This is a genomic window from Pseudomonas sp. JL27(2026) (genome assembly GCF_056933555.1).
This window is the reverse complement of record NZ_CM167794.1, coordinates 2209576-2225176: the sequence shown is the minus strand read 5'-3', so window position 1 is coordinate 2225176 and position 15601 is coordinate 2209576. Positions and strand designations below refer to the sequence as shown.

Annotated in this window: 11 protein-coding genes; 3 read left to right on the top strand and 8 right to left on the bottom strand. The window is 61.6% G+C overall.

Annotated features, from left to right (window positions below; translation table 11 throughout):
• Window positions 1–37: 37 nt before the first annotated feature.
• The 4 genes from leuB to leuC form a co-directional block, all read right to left on the bottom strand.
• Window positions 38–1120, bottom strand: coding sequence for a 3-isopropylmalate dehydrogenase (gene leuB / locus AC1Z1G_RS10195; protein WP_483626817.1), 1083 nt, complete (start codon window positions 1118–1120; stop codon window positions 38–40).
• A 66-nt stretch (window positions 1121–1186) separates the two neighbouring features.
• A complete protein-coding gene (locus AC1Z1G_RS10190; RefSeq protein ID WP_483626816.1) occupies window positions 1187–1954 on the bottom strand; it encodes a class I SAM-dependent methyltransferase in 768 nt (255 codons plus the stop codon).
• A 145-nt stretch (window positions 1955–2099) separates the two neighbouring features.
• The gene (gene leuD / locus AC1Z1G_RS10185; RefSeq protein WP_483626815.1) at window positions 2100–2744 is read right to left on the bottom strand and encodes a 3-isopropylmalate dehydratase small subunit; all 645 of its coding nucleotides are present in this window, start codon (window positions 2742–2744) and stop codon (window positions 2100–2102) included.
• A 2-nt stretch (window positions 2745–2746) separates the two neighbouring features.
• On the bottom strand, window positions 2747–4177 hold the full coding sequence (gene leuC, locus AC1Z1G_RS10180; RefSeq protein ID WP_483626814.1) for a 3-isopropylmalate dehydratase large subunit: 1431 nt from the start codon (window positions 4175–4177) through the stop codon (window positions 2747–2749).
• A gap of 178 nt (window positions 4178–4355) precedes the next feature.
• On the opposite strand from leuC, the gene AC1Z1G_RS10175 reads away from it, so the two are divergent.
• From AC1Z1G_RS10175 to AC1Z1G_RS10165, 3 genes are all read left to right on the top strand, one after another.
• A complete protein-coding gene (locus tag AC1Z1G_RS10175) occupies window positions 4356–5246 on the top strand; it encodes a LysR family transcriptional regulator (protein ID WP_483626813.1) in 891 nt (296 codons plus the stop codon).
• A 69-nt stretch (window positions 5247–5315) separates the two neighbouring features.
• A complete protein-coding gene (locus AC1Z1G_RS10170; protein ID WP_483626812.1) occupies window positions 5316–8606 on the top strand; it encodes an EAL domain-containing protein in 3291 nt (1096 codons plus the stop codon).
• A 206-nt stretch (window positions 8607–8812) separates the two neighbouring features.
• Complete coding sequence (locus AC1Z1G_RS10165) at window positions 8813–10504, top strand: Hsp70 family protein (protein WP_483626811.1); 1692 nt, start codon at window positions 8813–8815, stop codon at window positions 10502–10504.
• Here AC1Z1G_RS10165 and AC1Z1G_RS10160 read toward each other — a convergent pair.
• The 4 genes from AC1Z1G_RS10160 to AC1Z1G_RS10145 form a co-directional block, all read right to left on the bottom strand.
• Window positions 10501–13182 (bottom strand): DUF805 domain-containing protein, encoded by a 2682-nt coding sequence (locus AC1Z1G_RS10160; protein ID WP_483626810.1) that lies wholly within the window; start codon window positions 13180–13182, stop codon window positions 10501–10503. The genes AC1Z1G_RS10165 and AC1Z1G_RS10160 overlap by 4 nt on opposite strands.
• Window positions 13179–13874: a DUF1266 domain-containing protein gene (locus tag AC1Z1G_RS10155; protein ID WP_483626809.1), complete on the bottom strand. Its 696-nt coding sequence runs from the start codon at window positions 13872–13874 to the stop codon at window positions 13179–13181. Before AC1Z1G_RS10155 ends, AC1Z1G_RS10160 begins: the two co-directional genes overlap by 4 nt.
• A gap of 163 nt (window positions 13875–14037) precedes the next feature.
• A complete protein-coding gene (locus AC1Z1G_RS10150) occupies window positions 14038–14484 on the bottom strand; it encodes an Hsp20 family protein (protein WP_347905221.1) in 447 nt (148 codons plus the stop codon).
• Window positions 14485–14613: 129 nt separating this feature from the next.
• Window positions 14614–15573, bottom strand: coding sequence for a tRNA dihydrouridine synthase (locus AC1Z1G_RS10145; protein ID WP_483626808.1), 960 nt, complete (start codon window positions 15571–15573; stop codon window positions 14614–14616).
• Between the last annotated feature and the right edge of the window lie 28 nt (window positions 15574–15601).

Below are 15601 nucleotides of genomic sequence, written 5' to 3'. Positions count from 1 at the left end.
TCAACTCAGCCTGGCAATGAAAGCGGGGCCCGAGAGATTACAGATTCCGCAGCGCTGCGACTACTGCGTCGCCCATTTCCTGCGTTCCGACTTTCGCGCAACCCGGCGACCAGATGTCGCCCGTGCGCAGCCCTTGATCCAACACCAGGCTGACAGCCTTTTCAATAGCATCGGCAGCAGACTGCTGATTGAAGCTGTAACGCAGCATCATCGACACCGACAAAATCGTCGCCAGCGGGTTGGCAATGCCCTTACCGGCAATGTCCGGCGCCGAACCGTGGCACGGCTCGTACATGCCTTTATTGTTGGCATCGAGCGACGCCGACGGCAACATGCCGATGGACCCGGTGAGCATCGACGCTTCGTCGGACAGGATATCGCCGAACAGGTTGTCGGTGACGATCACGTCGAACTGCTTCGGTGCACGCACCAGTTGCATGGCGGCGTTGTCGACGTACATGTGGCTCAGTTCGACGTCCGGGTAATCCTTGGCCACTTGCTCGACGATTTCGCGCCACAACTGGCTGGACGCCAGCACGTTGGCCTTGTCCACCGAGCACAACTTCTTGCCGCGTACACGCGCCATGTCGAAGCCGACACGGGCGATACGGCGGATTTCGCTTTCGCTGTACGGCAGGGTGTCGTATGCCTGGCGCTCGCCGTTTTCCAACTCGCGGGTGCCACGCGGGGCGCCGAAGTAGATGCCACCGGTCAGCTCGCGAACGATCAGGATATCCAGGCCCGCGACGATTTCCGGCTTGAGGCTAGACGCCTCGGCCAGTTGCGGGTACAGGATCGCCGGACGCAGGTTGCCGAACAGGCCCAGTTGCGCACGGATCTTCAGCAGGCCGCGTTCCGGGCGGATGTCACGTTCGATGGTGTCCCATTTCGGACCGCCCACCGCGCCCAGCAGCACCGCATCGGCAGCGCGAGCGCGGGCCAGGGTTTCGTCCGCCAGTGGCACGCCGTGCTTGTCGATGGCCGCGCCGCCGATCACATCAAAGCTCAGTTCGAAGCCCAGCGAATACTTGTCGTTGGCCAGCTCCAGCACCTTGACCGCTTCGGCCATGATTTCCGGGCCGATACCATCACCTGGGAGAATCAGAATCTGCTTGCTCATGCTTTCCTCATGTCTTCAGTCGGCGCGCCCCGTGGACGCGCCCGGAAAAAGTCTATCGCCAGGCGCTTATCGTTCAGCCATCAGCACCAGAACATCTGTACTGAACGAACCATCGGCCTCAATCTCAAAATAATCGCGCACTTCATTGCCCATGGACTGCTGCAACTCACGAATCGCGGCGCGCATCACCTCGGGCGTGCGCATGCGCTCGACCCACGAGGTGTACTCCAGACGCAGGCGTTGACGGGTAGTGCTTCGGGCGTGCAACCCCGCCTCACTGACCTGGCGCAGCCACTCACCGGCCGAATAATCACGCACATGGCTGGTGTCGCGCAGCACCTCGACACTTTGCAGGTACGTGTCGAACAACGGGCTGCCCGGCGACAACACGTCAATGAACGCCGCCACGCCGCCCGGTTTCAGTACCCGGTGCACTTCACGCAGGGCCTGCCCGAGATCGCTCCAATGGTGCGCCGAATAGCGGCTGAACACGAAGTCGAATTCGCCATCGGCGAACGGCAAGCGCTCGGCGGCACCGAGCACGGTGGTCACGTTGCCGAAGCCGCGATCAACCGCAGCGCCAGCCACTACATCGAGCATTTGCTGCGACAGGTCGTAGGCCACCACTTCCTTGACCAGGGATGCCACGTGGAAACTCACGTGACCGGCGCCGCAGCCCAGGTCCAGCACACGGGCATCGCCCTGCCCGACCAGTTCGGCCTGCAGCAGCGCGAATTCAGTGCCTTGAGCATGTACGGCGCTGCTCAGGTAGGCCGCAGCCTGTTCACCGAATTGTTTTTGTACAACCTGACTGTGCTGGGCGGTACGGGTCATGGGGACTTCCTTTTTGGGGTGAGCCTTGTGGTGTCTGTACTGCCGTCTTCGCGAGCAAGCCCGCTCCCACATTTGAAATGCGGTCCAATGTGGGAGCGGGCTTGCTCGCGAGAGGCCATCACTGCCTACATAAATTCCAGATCAATCAAGCATCGCGAAACAACCACGGCTGGCTTGCGCGGTGCTTGGCTTCGAACGCGGCAATTGCATCGCCGTCCTGCAAGGTCAGGCCGATGTCGTCCAGGCCGTTGAGCAGGCAGTGCTTGCGGAAAGCATCGATTTCAAAACGCAACACCTTGCCATCAGGCCGGGTCACGGTCTGGGCCTGCAAGTCGACCTGCAACTGGTAGCCAGGGTTCGCCTCGACCTGTGCAAACAGCTCATCGACCTCAGCGTCGCTCAAGATGATCGGCAGCAAGCCGTTCTTGAAACTGTTGTTGAAAAAGATGTCGGCATAACTCGGCGCAATGATGCTGCGAAAACCGTACTCTTCCAGCGCCCAGGGCGCGTGTTCGCGGCTCGAACCGCAACCGAAGTTCTCACGGGCCAGCAACACGCTGGCGCCTTGATAACGCTCGGCGTTAAGCACGAAATCCTTGTTCAACGGGCGCTTGGAGTTGTCCTGATACGGCTGACCCACGTCCAGGTAACGCCATTCATCGAACAGGTTCGGACCGAAACCGGTGCGCTTGATCGATTTCAGGAATTGCTTGGGAATGATCTGATCGGTGTCGACGTTGGCACGATCCAAAGGCGCGACAAGCCCTGTGTGCTGAGTGAAAGCTTTCATGATTACTGCGCTCCCTGGATCAATTCGCGGACGTCGATGAAACGACCGTTGACGGCCGCAGCGGCAGCCATGGCCGGGCTGACGAGGTGTGTACGACCGCCAGCGCCCTGGCGCCCTTCAAAGTTACGGTTGGAGGTCGAGGCGCAATGTTCGCCGGACTCCAAACGGTCCGGGTTCATCGCCAGGCACATCGAGCACCCTGGTTCACGCCATTCAAAACCAGCCTCCAGGAAAATCTTGTCCAAGCCTTCCGACTCGGCCTGCGCTTTCACCAGGCCCGAACCCGGCACCACGATGGCCTGCTTGATGGTCGATGCCACCTTGCGACCCTTGGCGATCACGGCCGCCGCACGCAAGTCTTCGATCCGCGAGTTGGTGCAGGAACCGATGAACACGCGGTCCAGCTGAATGTCGGTGATCGCCTGATTGGCAGTCAAGCCCATGTATTTCAAGGCGCGGACGATGGAGTCGCGCTTGACCAGGTCCATTTCCATGGCGGGGTCCGGCACGTTCTGATCCACGGCAAGGACCATTTCCGGCGACGTACCCCAACTGACCTGCGGTTTGATCTGAGCCGCGTCGAGCTCAACCACGGTATCGAATGTGGCATCGGCATCGGACACCAGGTCTTTCCAGGCTTCGACCGCCAGCGCCCATTCCGCGCCTTTCGGGGCAAACGGGCGACCTTTGACGTAGGCCACCGTTTTTTCGTCGGCAGCCACCAGGCCCACACGGGCGCCGGCTTCAATCGACATGTTGCAGATGGTCATGCGGCCTTCAACCGACAACTCACGAATCGCGCTACCGGCGAACTCGATGGCGTGGCCATTGCCACCTGCGGTGCCGATCTTGCCGATCACGGCAAGGACGATGTCCTTGGCCGTCACGCCAAACGGCAACGTGCCTTCGACCGACACCAGCATGTTCTTCATTTTCTTGGCGACCAGGCACTGGGTGGCCAGCACGTGCTCGACCTCGGAAGTGCCGATGCCATGGGCCAATGCGCCGAACGCACCGTGGGTCGAGGTGTGGGAGTCGCCGCAGACCACGGTCATGCCCGGCAACGTGGCACCCTGCTCCGGGCCGATGACGTGGACGATGCCTTGACGCACGTCATTCATCTTGAATTCGACGATGCCATATTCATCACAGTTGTCATCGAGGGTCTGAACCTGCAAACGCGAGACCTCATCGGCAATAGCGGCAATGCCACCCTTGCGCTCCGGGGTCGTCGGTACGTTGTGGTCCGGGGTCGCGATGTTGGCATCGATGCGCCACGGCTTGCGCCCGGCCAGACGCAGGCCTTCAAAGGCTTGCGGCGAGGTCACTTCGTGAATGATGTGACGGTCGATGTAGATCAGCGCCGAACCATCGTCGCGCTGCTTGACCAAATGCGAATCCCAGAGCTTGTCGTAGAGCGTTTTGCCGGCCATCAGACGTTTCCTCATCAGCTTTTCTATGCCGAAGTGGTGTGTGTGGCGATCGCCACGCACCACTGGGTTTTGAAGCGATTCAATAACCCCTTGGCTTGTGAGGTCGATCCTATGGGGTTACATTAAATAACTCAAATTCATATTTTTTATGCTTTGGATAACCAGCTGGAATGCAACCATGGACCTGGCCAACCTCAATGCCTTTATCGCGATTGCCGAAACCGGCAGCTTCTCAGGCGCCGGTGAGCGCCTGCACCTGACGCAACCGGCCATCAGCAAGCGCATCGCCGGTCTGGAGCAACAGCTGAAGGTGCGGCTGTTCGACCGGCTGGGCCGTGAAGTCAGCCTGACCGAAGCCGGACGCGCCCTGCTGCCACGCGCTTATCAGATCCTCAACGTCCTCGACGACACCCGCCGCGCCCTGACCAACCTCAATGGCGAGGTGACCGGCCGTCTGACACTGGCGACCAGTCATCACATCGGCCTGCACCGCTTGCCGCCGCTGCTGCGCGCCTTTACCCGACGCTACCCCGAGGTGGCGCTGGATATTCAGTTCCTGGATTCGGAAGTGGCCTACGAAGAAATCCTCCATGGCCGCGCCGAGCTGGCCGTCATCACCCTGGCGCCCGAGCCGCACACCCTGGTCAAGGCGACGCCGGTGTGGGATGACCCGCTGGATTTCGTGGTCGCCCCGGAACACATCCTGATCAGCAACGGCGCGGTCACCCTGGCCGATATCGCCCGCCACCCGGCGGTGTTCCCCGGCGGCAATACCTTCACCCATCACATTGTGCAACGGCTGTTCGAGGCCCAGGGGTTGACGCCGAACATCGCCATGAGCACTAACTATCTGGAAACCATCAAGATGATGGTGTCCATCGGTCTGGCCTGGAGCGTGTTGCCGCGCACCATGCTCGACGATCAGGTGTCACGCATTCCTTTGCCGGGCATACAACTCACTCGCCAGCTAGGCTATATCGTGCACACCGAACGGACGCTGTCGAATGCTGCGCGGGCGTTTATGGCCTTGCTGGATGCACAAATCGATTTGCCACGGATTGATGGCTGACTTGTGCTAATTCTTCAAGGCTGCAACACCTCGTGCTCAATGCTCAATTCAGCCTAAGGCCTGCTGCCAATGCCCAAATCTGCTGACCGCTCTCGTCCACGCACGCCTCCAATGCCGCGTATTCAGGCGCTTGACCCTCATCGGTCAGAGCAAAGCTGGGAGAGTGCACCCCAACTGCTCGCCGCCCTGAACGGCGCGCGCCTGGGTGCCTGGTATTGGGACATCGAGCGCGGGGAAATCAGTTGGTCCCGAGGCACGCAGGCACTGTTCGGTTTCGACCCGAGGCAGCCATTGCCCAGTGACCTGGAGTACCTGGACCTGCTGCCGGTCGAAGACCGGGCCAAAACCATACGAGCCTTTAATGCGGTGGTGGCCGGCGCGCCGCTGGAACAGGCGATGCATCACCGTATCCGCTGGCCCGATGGCAGCCTGCACTGGCTGGAGATCAACGGCAGCCTGCTGCCGGACAAGAACGGCCGGCCACGGATGATCGGGGTGATCCGCGAAATCACCCATCAACGCCAGCGCGAGCAGGCCCTGAGCAGCTCGGAAAAACGCTTCGCCACCCTGTTTCACCTGTGCCCGAACATGGTCCTGCTAACCCGCCAGGAAGACGGCCTGATCAGCGAAGCCAATCAGTATTTCGAAAGCCTGTTCGGCTGGCCGGTGCTCGATGCCATTGGCCGTACCACCCTGGAGCTGGGCCTGTGGGTCCATCCGGAGCAACGGGCGCAACTGATCAAGGCCACCCAGGCCAAGGGTGAACTGATCAGCATGGAAGTGCAGTTTCGCGCCAGCAACGGGCAGATCCATGACGGTATTCTCAGCGCCCAGAAAGTCGAACTCGAAGGCCAGCCGTACCTGCTCAGCACCTTTCTGGACACCACCGAACGCAAACTCGCCGAACAGGCCCTCAAGGACAGCCAGGAGCGCCTCGACCTCGCACTGGAGTCGGCCCAGCTCGGCACGTGGGACTGGCATATTCCCAGCGGCATGCTCTACGGCTCGGCCCGTGCCGCGCAATTGCACGGCCTGGAGCCGGTGCCCTTCCACGAGTCTTTCGACGCGTTCTTCGAAGGCGTGCCCGGCGAAGAGCGCGACAGCATGCGCAATGCCTATCGCAGCCTGCGTGAAGGCCCGGCCGGCAATTATCAACTGACCTACCGCGTGCAACTGGCTGATGGCAGCTCACGCTACCTGGAAAGCCGCGCGCGGCTCTATCGCGATGAGCAAGGCGCCCCATTGCGCATGGCCGGCACCCTGCTGGACATCACCGAGCAGGTCGAACGCGAGCAACGCCTGACCGCCTCCGAAGAGAAATTCGCCAGCCTGTTTCAGGTCAGTCCCGACCCGATCTGCGTGACACACCAGAACACGGGCCAGTTCATCGAGATCAACTCCAGTTTTACCCAGACCTTCGGCTGGACCACCGCCGACGTGATCGGCCGCAGTGCCGACCAGGTCGGCCTGTGGGATGCATCAGCCAAACGCCAGCAACGCATCGAACAGGTCATCCGCGAACAGGCGCTGAACAATGTCGCGATCATCGCTCACCACAAAAACGGCCAGGCCCTGACCTGCGTGATCTCCAGCCGACAGATCAGTGTCGGCAACGAGCCCTGCATCGTCACGACGTTGCGCGATATCACCCAGCAGCAACGCTCCGAAGCCGCGCTCAAGGCCAGCGAAGAGAAATTCGCCAAGGCGTTCCACTTCAGCCCGGACGCCATCACCATTGCCGAGCGTGACACCGGCCGCTACCTGGAGGTCAACGACGGGTTCTGCAGGCTTACCGGTTATCGGGCCGAGGAAGTCGTCGGGCACACCGTGTATCAAATCGGCATATGGGCCGAGGAAAAACAACGCTCGGCGCTTCTGGCCGAGCTCCAGGTAAAGGGCCGGGTGCACCATCAGGAAATGCTCGGGCGTAACAAGCGCGGCGACCTGCTCACCGTCGAGGTCTCGATCGAACCCATTACCCTGAACGAAACAGCGTGCCTGCTGATGACCGCCCGAGACGTCAGCCTGCTGAAAAACGCCGAGGCGCAGATCCGTCACCTGGCCTACCACGACCCGCTGACCAACCTGCCCAACCGCGCCCTGCTGATGGACCGCCTGAGCCAGCAGATCGCCCTGCTCAAGCGCCATAACCTGCGCGGCGCCCTGCTGTTTCTGGACCTCGATCACTTCAAGCACATCAACGATTCCCTCGGGCACCCCGTGGGCGACACCGTGCTGAAAATCGTCACCGCGCGACTGGAGGCCAGCGTGCGGATGGAGGACACCGTGGCGCGGCTGGGCGGCGACGAATTCGTGGTGCTGCTCAGCGGGCTGGAGGGCACACGCAGTGAAGTCAGCGCCCAAGTCCGGGAACTGGCCGACACCTTGCGTGAACTGCTGTCCGAGCCGATGTTCCTTGACGGCCAGCGCCTGCAAGTCACCCCGAGCATCGGCGTGGCCCTGATTCCCGATCACGGTTCAACCCCGACCGACCTGCTCAAACGCGCCGACATCGCGCTGTATCGCGCCAAGGACTCGGGCCGCAACACCACGCAGATGTTCCACAGCACCATGCAAAAAGCCGCCAGCGAGCGCATGCGCATGGAAACCGACCTGCGCCTGGCACTGGCACGCGGCGAATTCAGCGTGCATTACCAGCCACAGGTGGATGCCCGGAATAACCGCATCGTCGGTGCCGAAGCCCTGGTGCGCTGGCACCACCCGGAACTGGGCGCACAGTCACCTGCCGAATTCATCAAGGTGCTGGAAGACAGCGGGCTGATCCTGGAAGTCGGCACCTGGATTCTCGACGAAGCGTGCCAGGCCTTCAAACAACTGATCGCCAAGGGCCGGGTGGACCCGCTCAACTTCAGCCTGTGCGTGAACATCAGCCCACGGCAGTTCCGCCAGAACGATTTTGTCGAACGGATCGAACGCAGCCTGGGCAGCCATGGCTTGCCCTGCTCGATCCTCAAGCTGGAAATCACCGAAGGCATCGTGATCCAGAACCTCGAAGACACCATCAACAAAATGCGCCGCCTGAAAAAACTCGGGGTGAGTTTTGCCATGGACGATTTCGGCACCGGTTACTCCTCGCTGACGTACCTCAAGCGCCTGCCGGTGGACACGCTGAAAATCGACCAGTCCTTTATCCGCGACGCCACCAGCGACCCGAACGATGCGGAAATCATCCGCGCCATTGTCGCCATGGCCCGCAGCCTCGAACTGATGGTCATCGCCGAAGGCGTCGAAACCGCCGAGCAACTGGCGTTCTTGCAGGGCCTGGGCTGTCACTTGTATCAGGGCTATCTGCACAGCCGGCCGATGCCACTCGAGGACTTTGAAACATGGCTGGCATGATGGGCCCAGCTTCGGCCAGCGAGCACCGGGAACCCGATGCCTGAACCCGACGGCTTTCTCGGGAGCCCCCCGATTGCCAGGATTTATCACAACCTGTAGGGTCGCGTTTTTTTCGCTGCGCGGGCACATTTCGCCCACGCACCGTGCCCATGGCGGGCACCGAACACCCCGCCAAGGGCCGCGCCGGACTTTGCAGGAGATCCACGATGCAGGATGCAGTCACCCCTCGGGCACCTTTGCTGGGCATTGACCTGGGCACCACCAACAGCCTGATCGCGGTCTGGCAAGAAGGCCGAGCCCAACTGATCCCCAACGCCCTCGGTGACGTACTCACCCCCTCGGTCGTGAGTGTCGACGAAGACGGCAGCATGCTGATCGGCAAGGCCGCGCGTGCCCGCCTGACCACCCACCCCGAGCGCACCGTGGCGGCGTTCAAACGTTACATGGGCAGCGACAAGCGTTTTGATCTCGGTAGCCATCAATCCTTCAGCCCCGAAGAACTCTCGGCACTGGTGCTCGGCTCACTCAAGCAAGACGCCGAAGCCTGGCTGGGCTGTGAAGTCCACGAAGCGGTGATTTCGGTGCCGGCGTACTTCAGCGACGAGCAGCGCAAGCGCACCTGTTTTGCCGCCGAGCTGGCCGGGCTGAACGTCCAGCGGCTGATCAACGAACCCACCGCCGCCGCCATGGCTTACGGTCTACACGAGCAGAAGTTCGAGCGGACGCTGATTTTCGACCTGGGCGGTGGCACCTTCGACGTCACGGTGCTGGAATACGCGCTGCCGCTGATCGAAGTACATGCCTCGACCGGCGACAACTTCCTGGGTGGCGAAGACTTCACCGCCACGCTGCGGCAAGCCTGCCTCAAGGACTGGCAACTGAACACGACAGACCTGGAACCCCAGGCGCTGGCCAGCCTCGACGACGCGCTTGAACAGCTCAAGTGCAAACTGAGCGAAGGCCCACAGCAACTGAGCTGGAACGGCGCCGGTGAACCCCGCAAGTGGGCGCTGGATGAGGCCCGCGCACAGAAGATCTGGGAGCCGCTGCTGGCGCGCCTGCGAGCGCCCATCGAACAAGCGCTGCGCGATGCTCGCCTGCGCCCACGCGACCTCGACAGCCTGGTGCTGGTCGGGGGCGCGACGCGGATGCCGGCCGTTCAACAGATGGTCGCAACGCTGTTCGGACGCCTGCCTTACCGCCACCTCGACCCGGACACCATCGTTGCCCTCGGCGCCGCGACCCAGGCCGCGTGCAAGGCCCGCGAGCAGGCCGTCGAAGAGCTGATTCTGACCGACGTCTGCCCTTACACCCTGGGCATCGCCACCACACGCGGCGAAGAGATCAGCGACGCCTTTTCGCCAATCATCGAACGCAACACCATCATCCCGACGTCTCGCGAGCAACGTTTCTACAGCACGCATCCCGATCAGAAGGCGATTCGTATCGCGGTCTATCAGGGCGAACGTCCGTGGGTGCGCGATAACATCTTCATCGAAGAGTTCCAGGTGCCACTGCCGCAGACTGGCACTCTGCAGGCCCTGGACGTGCGGTTCAGTTACGACATCAATGGCCTGCTGGAAGTGGATGTGACCCTGGCAAGCGGCGAGCGCCACAGCCACAGCATCGACCGCAGCCCCACCGGCCTGGACCCACAGGCGTGCGCGGCCAGCCATGAACGGCTCGCCACCCTGAAAATCCACCCGCGCGATGCGCTGCCCAATCGCACCCTGCTCGCCCGCCTCGAACGCGCCTGGACGCAGAGCCTGGGCGAAGAACGCGAGCAAATTCGTTACTGGCTGGACGAGTTCAACAGCGTCCTCGGTGGCCAGCAACCTTCAACGATTGCCAGCCACCGCACACAGCTCAACGAAGCGCTGGACGAACTGCGCTTCTAACCGTTCAACCGTCGCAGAGTGGCTTGCAGCCCACCGGACAGCGTGTTCGTCGTGCCGCTGTCCGGCGGAACCCCGTAACGGTTGGGCAGTTTTTCGCCGGGCAGAAAAAACAGCACCGCAGGCAAGAACGGCAGCACCGGGGTCAAGCAGGCCCCCACAACCATTATCGGCAACCCGCGACCCAGGTCATGCAGACGGCGCAACACCGCGCCGAGCAGAATGCCCAGGCCAAGCACCAACACCGCAATGCCCATCACCGAGCTGCCGCTGAGCAATGCAACAAGGGGCGTCAGCACCAGGCACGCAAGCGCCTGGCCGAAGAATGCCTTGCGACCCAATCGACTGCCCAGCTTCCAGAACGCCCGAGGCGACACGGGCTCACTGTCAGCCTTGGCCAGCAGCAACCGCTCACTCCAGGACAGCAAGGCACTCAAGGCCAAACGTAGACCGGGCCCGTGCGCCGGGTCGTCCTTTGCCCGCTGCATCTGTTGCAGCGCCTTGCTGCGCGGCACACCAAAGCTGCCATAGCGCACCAACCCTTTGAGTGCATCGAGCGCAAGGTAAAACGTACTGCTGTCGGTGCTGTCCCCCTCTTCAAGCGATTGACGAGGCGGACGCGGCGGCTCGCCCTTGAGCAAACCGTCCCGAAAGGACTCGAACCAGTCGACGGGGCTGGTGATGCGGGCAATCTTGCTCAGCAAATAGCGGTGCTGCTCGGTGTCGAGCAACGGGTCGCGATACAACACACCACACAACAGCATCAGCCCCAGTGCGTCATCGTCAAACACATCGGGCTCGCTGCACATGCACGCATACAATCGGTCATTGCTCAGCAGTTTTGCGCTATCGAGTGCCTGCTGCACGCCCAGATACCGGCGCGCCAGCAAGGCATGCACCGGATCAGCATCTTGCAGCCAGCCGAGCAGGCTCGACAGCCCGCCCTCCTCCCGGCCCAGTCGACGCAACAGCGGCTGCAACCGGGCCAGAGGATGGTCCCGATCAACATTCATCTGCTCCAGAGACTGCACGTTGGCCGGCGTCAGCCAGCGCTGCGGGTCATCGAGCAGCGACTGCAAAAATACGGTCTGGCGATGCCACTCCCAAACAGCCTCGCCCTCGCCAATGGCTGGCAGCACCACGCCCTGCTCGGCCAATTGCGCCATCAGGCACACACCACGATGGAACTCATCGTGCTTGCCCAGGGAAAAGGCCTGATCCAATCGGGCCAGGGCACCTTGATCATAAGGCCGCAGACGTCGCAACCACAGCAGAGCGATATCGTAGGGTTCGCCCTTTTGCAGCTCGGGTGCCAGAACCGGCTGCACGCAATGGCTGTCGACAAAGGACTTCAGCGCCAGAGGAATCGGCGCCTGCGTCAGCCAGCAGAGCTGTTGTTCCGCCTGATACTTGAACCCTTCCAGCACCAAGGCGTCGAGCACATCGTCACTGTCAGGCTCGTCCATGACCTGCTGTAACAGCGCCACATCACCACGGTGCAACGCCCAGGCATGGCGGTAGAGTTTGCACAGGTACGGGTCGTCGTATTCGCCGATCAGCCACGCCAGCAAGGGCAGTTCGTCGCCGCCAATCCGCCATCCGACGAAAGCCTCTGCAATCCCGGGCAAATCAAGTTGTCGAGCCTTGAACCAGCGGCCCAAGGTCTCCGGCCGCTGAGACGGGCTGCCGTACTCCTGGGAAGCGTGTGCGAGGTCGTGCGACCAGTCGCGGAAGTTTTCCAGCCGGTCGAACGCCTGGATCAGTAGCGGCAAGCGCTTGGGCTGACGCTGGGCGCACAGTTCCAGCAACCAGGCCGCCGCTTTCGGATACTGGTGCTCGCGCCAGAGTTTTACCCAGCATTGCAGGGCCAGTTCTTCAAGCCCCAACAAGCCGCGCTGACAGGCCAGCAGGTAGAGCCAGTCGAGGTCCTGCGGCGCCAGGCGATGCTGCTCGGTGCAAAGGTCCAGCAACCCCTTGCTGCCAATGCCCGCCTGACTGAATTGTTCTGCCCAACGACGCGACAGGCTATCGCCGGCCGGCAGCGGCAGGCAGGTGTGAAGACTGGCGAACTGCTTGAATTCGTCCAGTGAGTGATGCTGATAGATAGAGTCCAGCGTGCGCGTGTACCAGAGGGTTTCCAGTTGCGCCTGCGCCGACCAGTGCGTCATCAATGTGGTGTCGAACGGGTCCGGCTCTTCAATGCGCTGGAGAAACTCGTCGATCTGCCGGGCGCTGTCGAACTCAACGTCGAGCAGCCGGCCCGACCACCCCAACCGCTGGGCCAACAGCCGCGCACAATGGTTGGAAATCGGTCCGGCGGATATCAGCTCATGTAGCAAGCCCCAACTGACTTCTTCCATTGCCTCCAAAGACAGTTGATCGAGCTCGCCCATGAACACTCGCCAGGCATCGGGGTTGAAACGTCGCATAGGGTCACTGAGCAAAGCTTCGAAACCGACCAGGGTTTGCCCGGCAGCACTTGGCTCGCTGTCGGTCTGAGCCTCGTCCTCAACCTCTTCCTGCCGGGCGAAGCGCAACGCGGCGTCATACGCCGCACGCAGGGCCTGAAAACCTTGCGGGTCGGATTCTGGATGGTGTTCCGGCAAACGGCTGCGGTAAGCGGTGCGAATGATGTCGTGATCTTTGGTGGGCTCGATGCCCAGGCGAATCCAGCAAGTCATGACCAGTTGAACTCCGCCAAGGACGCCGGGCGCTCCGGCAGGTGAAGGGCCATGTCCCATGGCAATTGGGCGAAGAGTTGCGAGGCGTCGCGATCAATTCGCTCAAGGATAACGGTGTTCATGGGAAAGTCGCCCTTGCGATCCAGTTCGTGAGCCATGTCCTCGTCGCTGCTATCCCTGCAATTCCAAATGGATCTGCCGACGACGAAACCGATGAAGTAGCTGGCCCAGCTGTCGTAGTAATGCCGCGCGCGCAGGGCCAGGCCACCGTGCAGCCAAAGGCTCTCGTCGAGGTTGATCCAGCCGTGAAGCACGGCGGCGCGCAACAGGAAGCCCATGCGCCCAAGGTCCCAGGCGCGGGTCCCACCCGAACCGCACTCACTGAAGGTGCGGCTGGCCAATTCGTACAGAATACGGTCGCGGGTGCCCAGGCGCGTCAACAGCGCTTGCCACTGGCTGGGCAGGCAACGCTCCCACTGGAGGTAGGCGTCTTCGATCTGAACGGCATGGCCGTTATCGGCGAACCTGAGCATTTCCAGGAGTTGCTGCCGATTGGTGATGCCCCAACCGCCCTTCACGTCAACGAACTTCAAATCGGAGCAGTAGCCGGGGTCGGTGTAACTGGCATTGGGATTGAGGGCAACTGAAGGTGCAGAAAGGGCGTACAGCCAGCGCTGTTCTATCTCTTCCATGAAAAAAAATGCTCCGGGGCCAGCAGGAAATGGACGGGGCTGGCCGTTTGGGCGCCGATTGTAGAGAGCCCGGTGGAACGCGGCAAACAAAAAAGGCCCCGACGGGTCGGGGCCTTTCCAGAGGGTTTGAGCCGCTGATGACCTCAGCGGTCTCATGAACCACTCAGTGTTGCAGTGCCGGTTTTTGCGTTCCGCTGATCGGGATACGCTTGGCCTTTGCCTCTTCCGGCACCACCCGCAACAGGTCGATGCTCAACAGACCGTTGCTCAGGCCGGCCGCCTTGACCTCGATATGGTCCGCCAGGCGGAACGACAGCTTGAACGCACGCTGGGCGATGCCTTGGTGCAGGAAGGTCACGCCTTCATTGGCATCGCGTTTGCCACCACTGACGGTCAACACGCCTTTCTCGACTTGCAGCTCCAGGTCTTCTTCCTGGAAACCGGCGGCGGCTACGACAATGCGGTACTGGTCGTCACCGTGCTTTTCAACGTTGTAAGGTGGGTAAGTGCTGCCCGGCTCGTTGCGCAGAGCGGTTTCGAACAGGTCGTTGAAACGATCGAAGCCCACCGAGGAACGGAACAGAGGCGCGAGGGAAAATGCAGTACTCATGGATAAATCTCCTGAAATGTCAGCAAGGTTTTTTGTCTCCGCGACCCGAATTCGGCATCGCGTAATCCCTAGATAGGGACCGCCAAGTGCATTTCAAGAGATTATTTTCTGTTTTTTTCAAAAAAGGTTTCAGGCCGCTTCAGCCACCTGAAGCCCCAGCAAACGCGAAACCTGATCCAGTTCGGTCTCCCGGCGCAAGACCGTGAACAGCGCCACCGCTTCTGGATAATTGCGGGTCAGCATCGCCAGCCACTGCTTCAAGCGACCCGGCGATTGGCGGGGTGTCATCTGCGCCTTGGCTTGCAGCCAGAACGCCTGAATCAGCGGCAACAACTCGGCCCAGGTCATCTCGACCACGTCTTCACCGGCACGGGCCGCTGCGATCTGCCGCGCCAGGTCCGGACGCGAGACAAGGCCGCGACCGAGCATGATGTCCTCGACGCCACTGATCTCACGGCAGCGGCGCCAGTCTTCGACGCTCCAGATATCGCCGTTGGCGAACACCGGCACCTTGACCACTTCCTGCACCCGTGGGATCCATTCCCAATGCGCCGGCGGCTTGTAACCATCGGTCTTGGTTCGCGCATGCACCACAATGTGTTCCGCACCACCCTCCGCCAACGCCGTGGCGCACACCAGCGCACCATCAGGGCTGTCGAAGCCCAGACGCATCTTGGCGGTCACCGGGATGTGCGCCGGCACGGCACGGCGCACGTGTTCGACGATCTGGTTGAGCAGTTCCGGCTCTTTGAGCAGCACCGCACCGCCACGGGACTTGTTGACGGTCTTGGCCGGGCAGCCGAAGTTCAGGTCGATCACCTGTGATCCCAACTCGCAGGCCAGCGCGGCGTTTTCCGCCAGGCACACCGGGTCGGAACCCAGCAGTTGCACACGCAACGGCACGCCGGCAGCGGTTTGGGCACCGTTCAGCAACTCTGGCGCGAACTTGTGGAAATAGGCAGGCGTGAGCAGTTGGTCGTTGATCCGGATGAACTCGGTCACGCACCAATCGATACCGCCAACACGGGTCAACACGTCCCGCAGGATGTCGTCGACCAACCCCTCCATGGGCGCCAAAGCAATTTGCATGAAAAACACTCAACGAAAAACGTGCGGC

Excerpts from the sequence above, each read along its gene's own strand:
- leuB (WP_483626817.1), bottom strand. The coding sequence starts at position 1,120 with ATGAGCAAGCAGATTCTGATTCTCCCAGGTGATGGTATCGGCCCGGAA.
- AC1Z1G_RS10190 (WP_483626816.1), bottom strand. The coding sequence starts at position 1,954 with ATGACCCGTACCGCCCAGCACAGTCAGGTTGTACAAAAACAATTCGGT.
- leuD (WP_483626815.1), bottom strand. The coding sequence starts at position 2,744 with ATGAAAGCTTTCACTCAGCACACAGGGCTTGTCGCGCCTTTGGATCGT.
- leuC (WP_483626814.1), bottom strand. The coding sequence starts at position 4,177 with ATGGCCGGCAAAACGCTCTACGACAAGCTCTGGGATTCGCATTTGGTC.
- AC1Z1G_RS10175 (WP_483626813.1), top strand. The coding sequence starts at position 4,356 with ATGGACCTGGCCAACCTCAATGCCTTTATCGCGATTGCCGAAACCGGC.
- AC1Z1G_RS10170 (WP_483626812.1), top strand. The coding sequence starts at position 5,316 with ATGCCCAAATCTGCTGACCGCTCTCGTCCACGCACGCCTCCAATGCCG.
- AC1Z1G_RS10165 (WP_483626811.1), top strand. The coding sequence starts at position 8,813 with ATGCAGGATGCAGTCACCCCTCGGGCACCTTTGCTGGGCATTGACCTG.
- AC1Z1G_RS10160 (WP_483626810.1), bottom strand. The coding sequence starts at position 13,182 with ATGACTTGCTGGATTCGCCTGGGCATCGAGCCCACCAAAGATCACGAC.
- AC1Z1G_RS10155 (WP_483626809.1), bottom strand. The coding sequence starts at position 13,874 with ATGGAAGAGATAGAACAGCGCTGGCTGTACGCCCTTTCTGCACCTTCA.
- AC1Z1G_RS10150 (WP_347905221.1), bottom strand. The coding sequence starts at position 14,484 with ATGAGTACTGCATTTTCCCTCGCGCCTCTGTTCCGTTCCTCGGTGGGC.
- AC1Z1G_RS10145 (WP_483626808.1), bottom strand. The coding sequence starts at position 15,573 with ATGCAAATTGCTTTGGCGCCCATGGAGGGGTTGGTCGACGACATCCTG.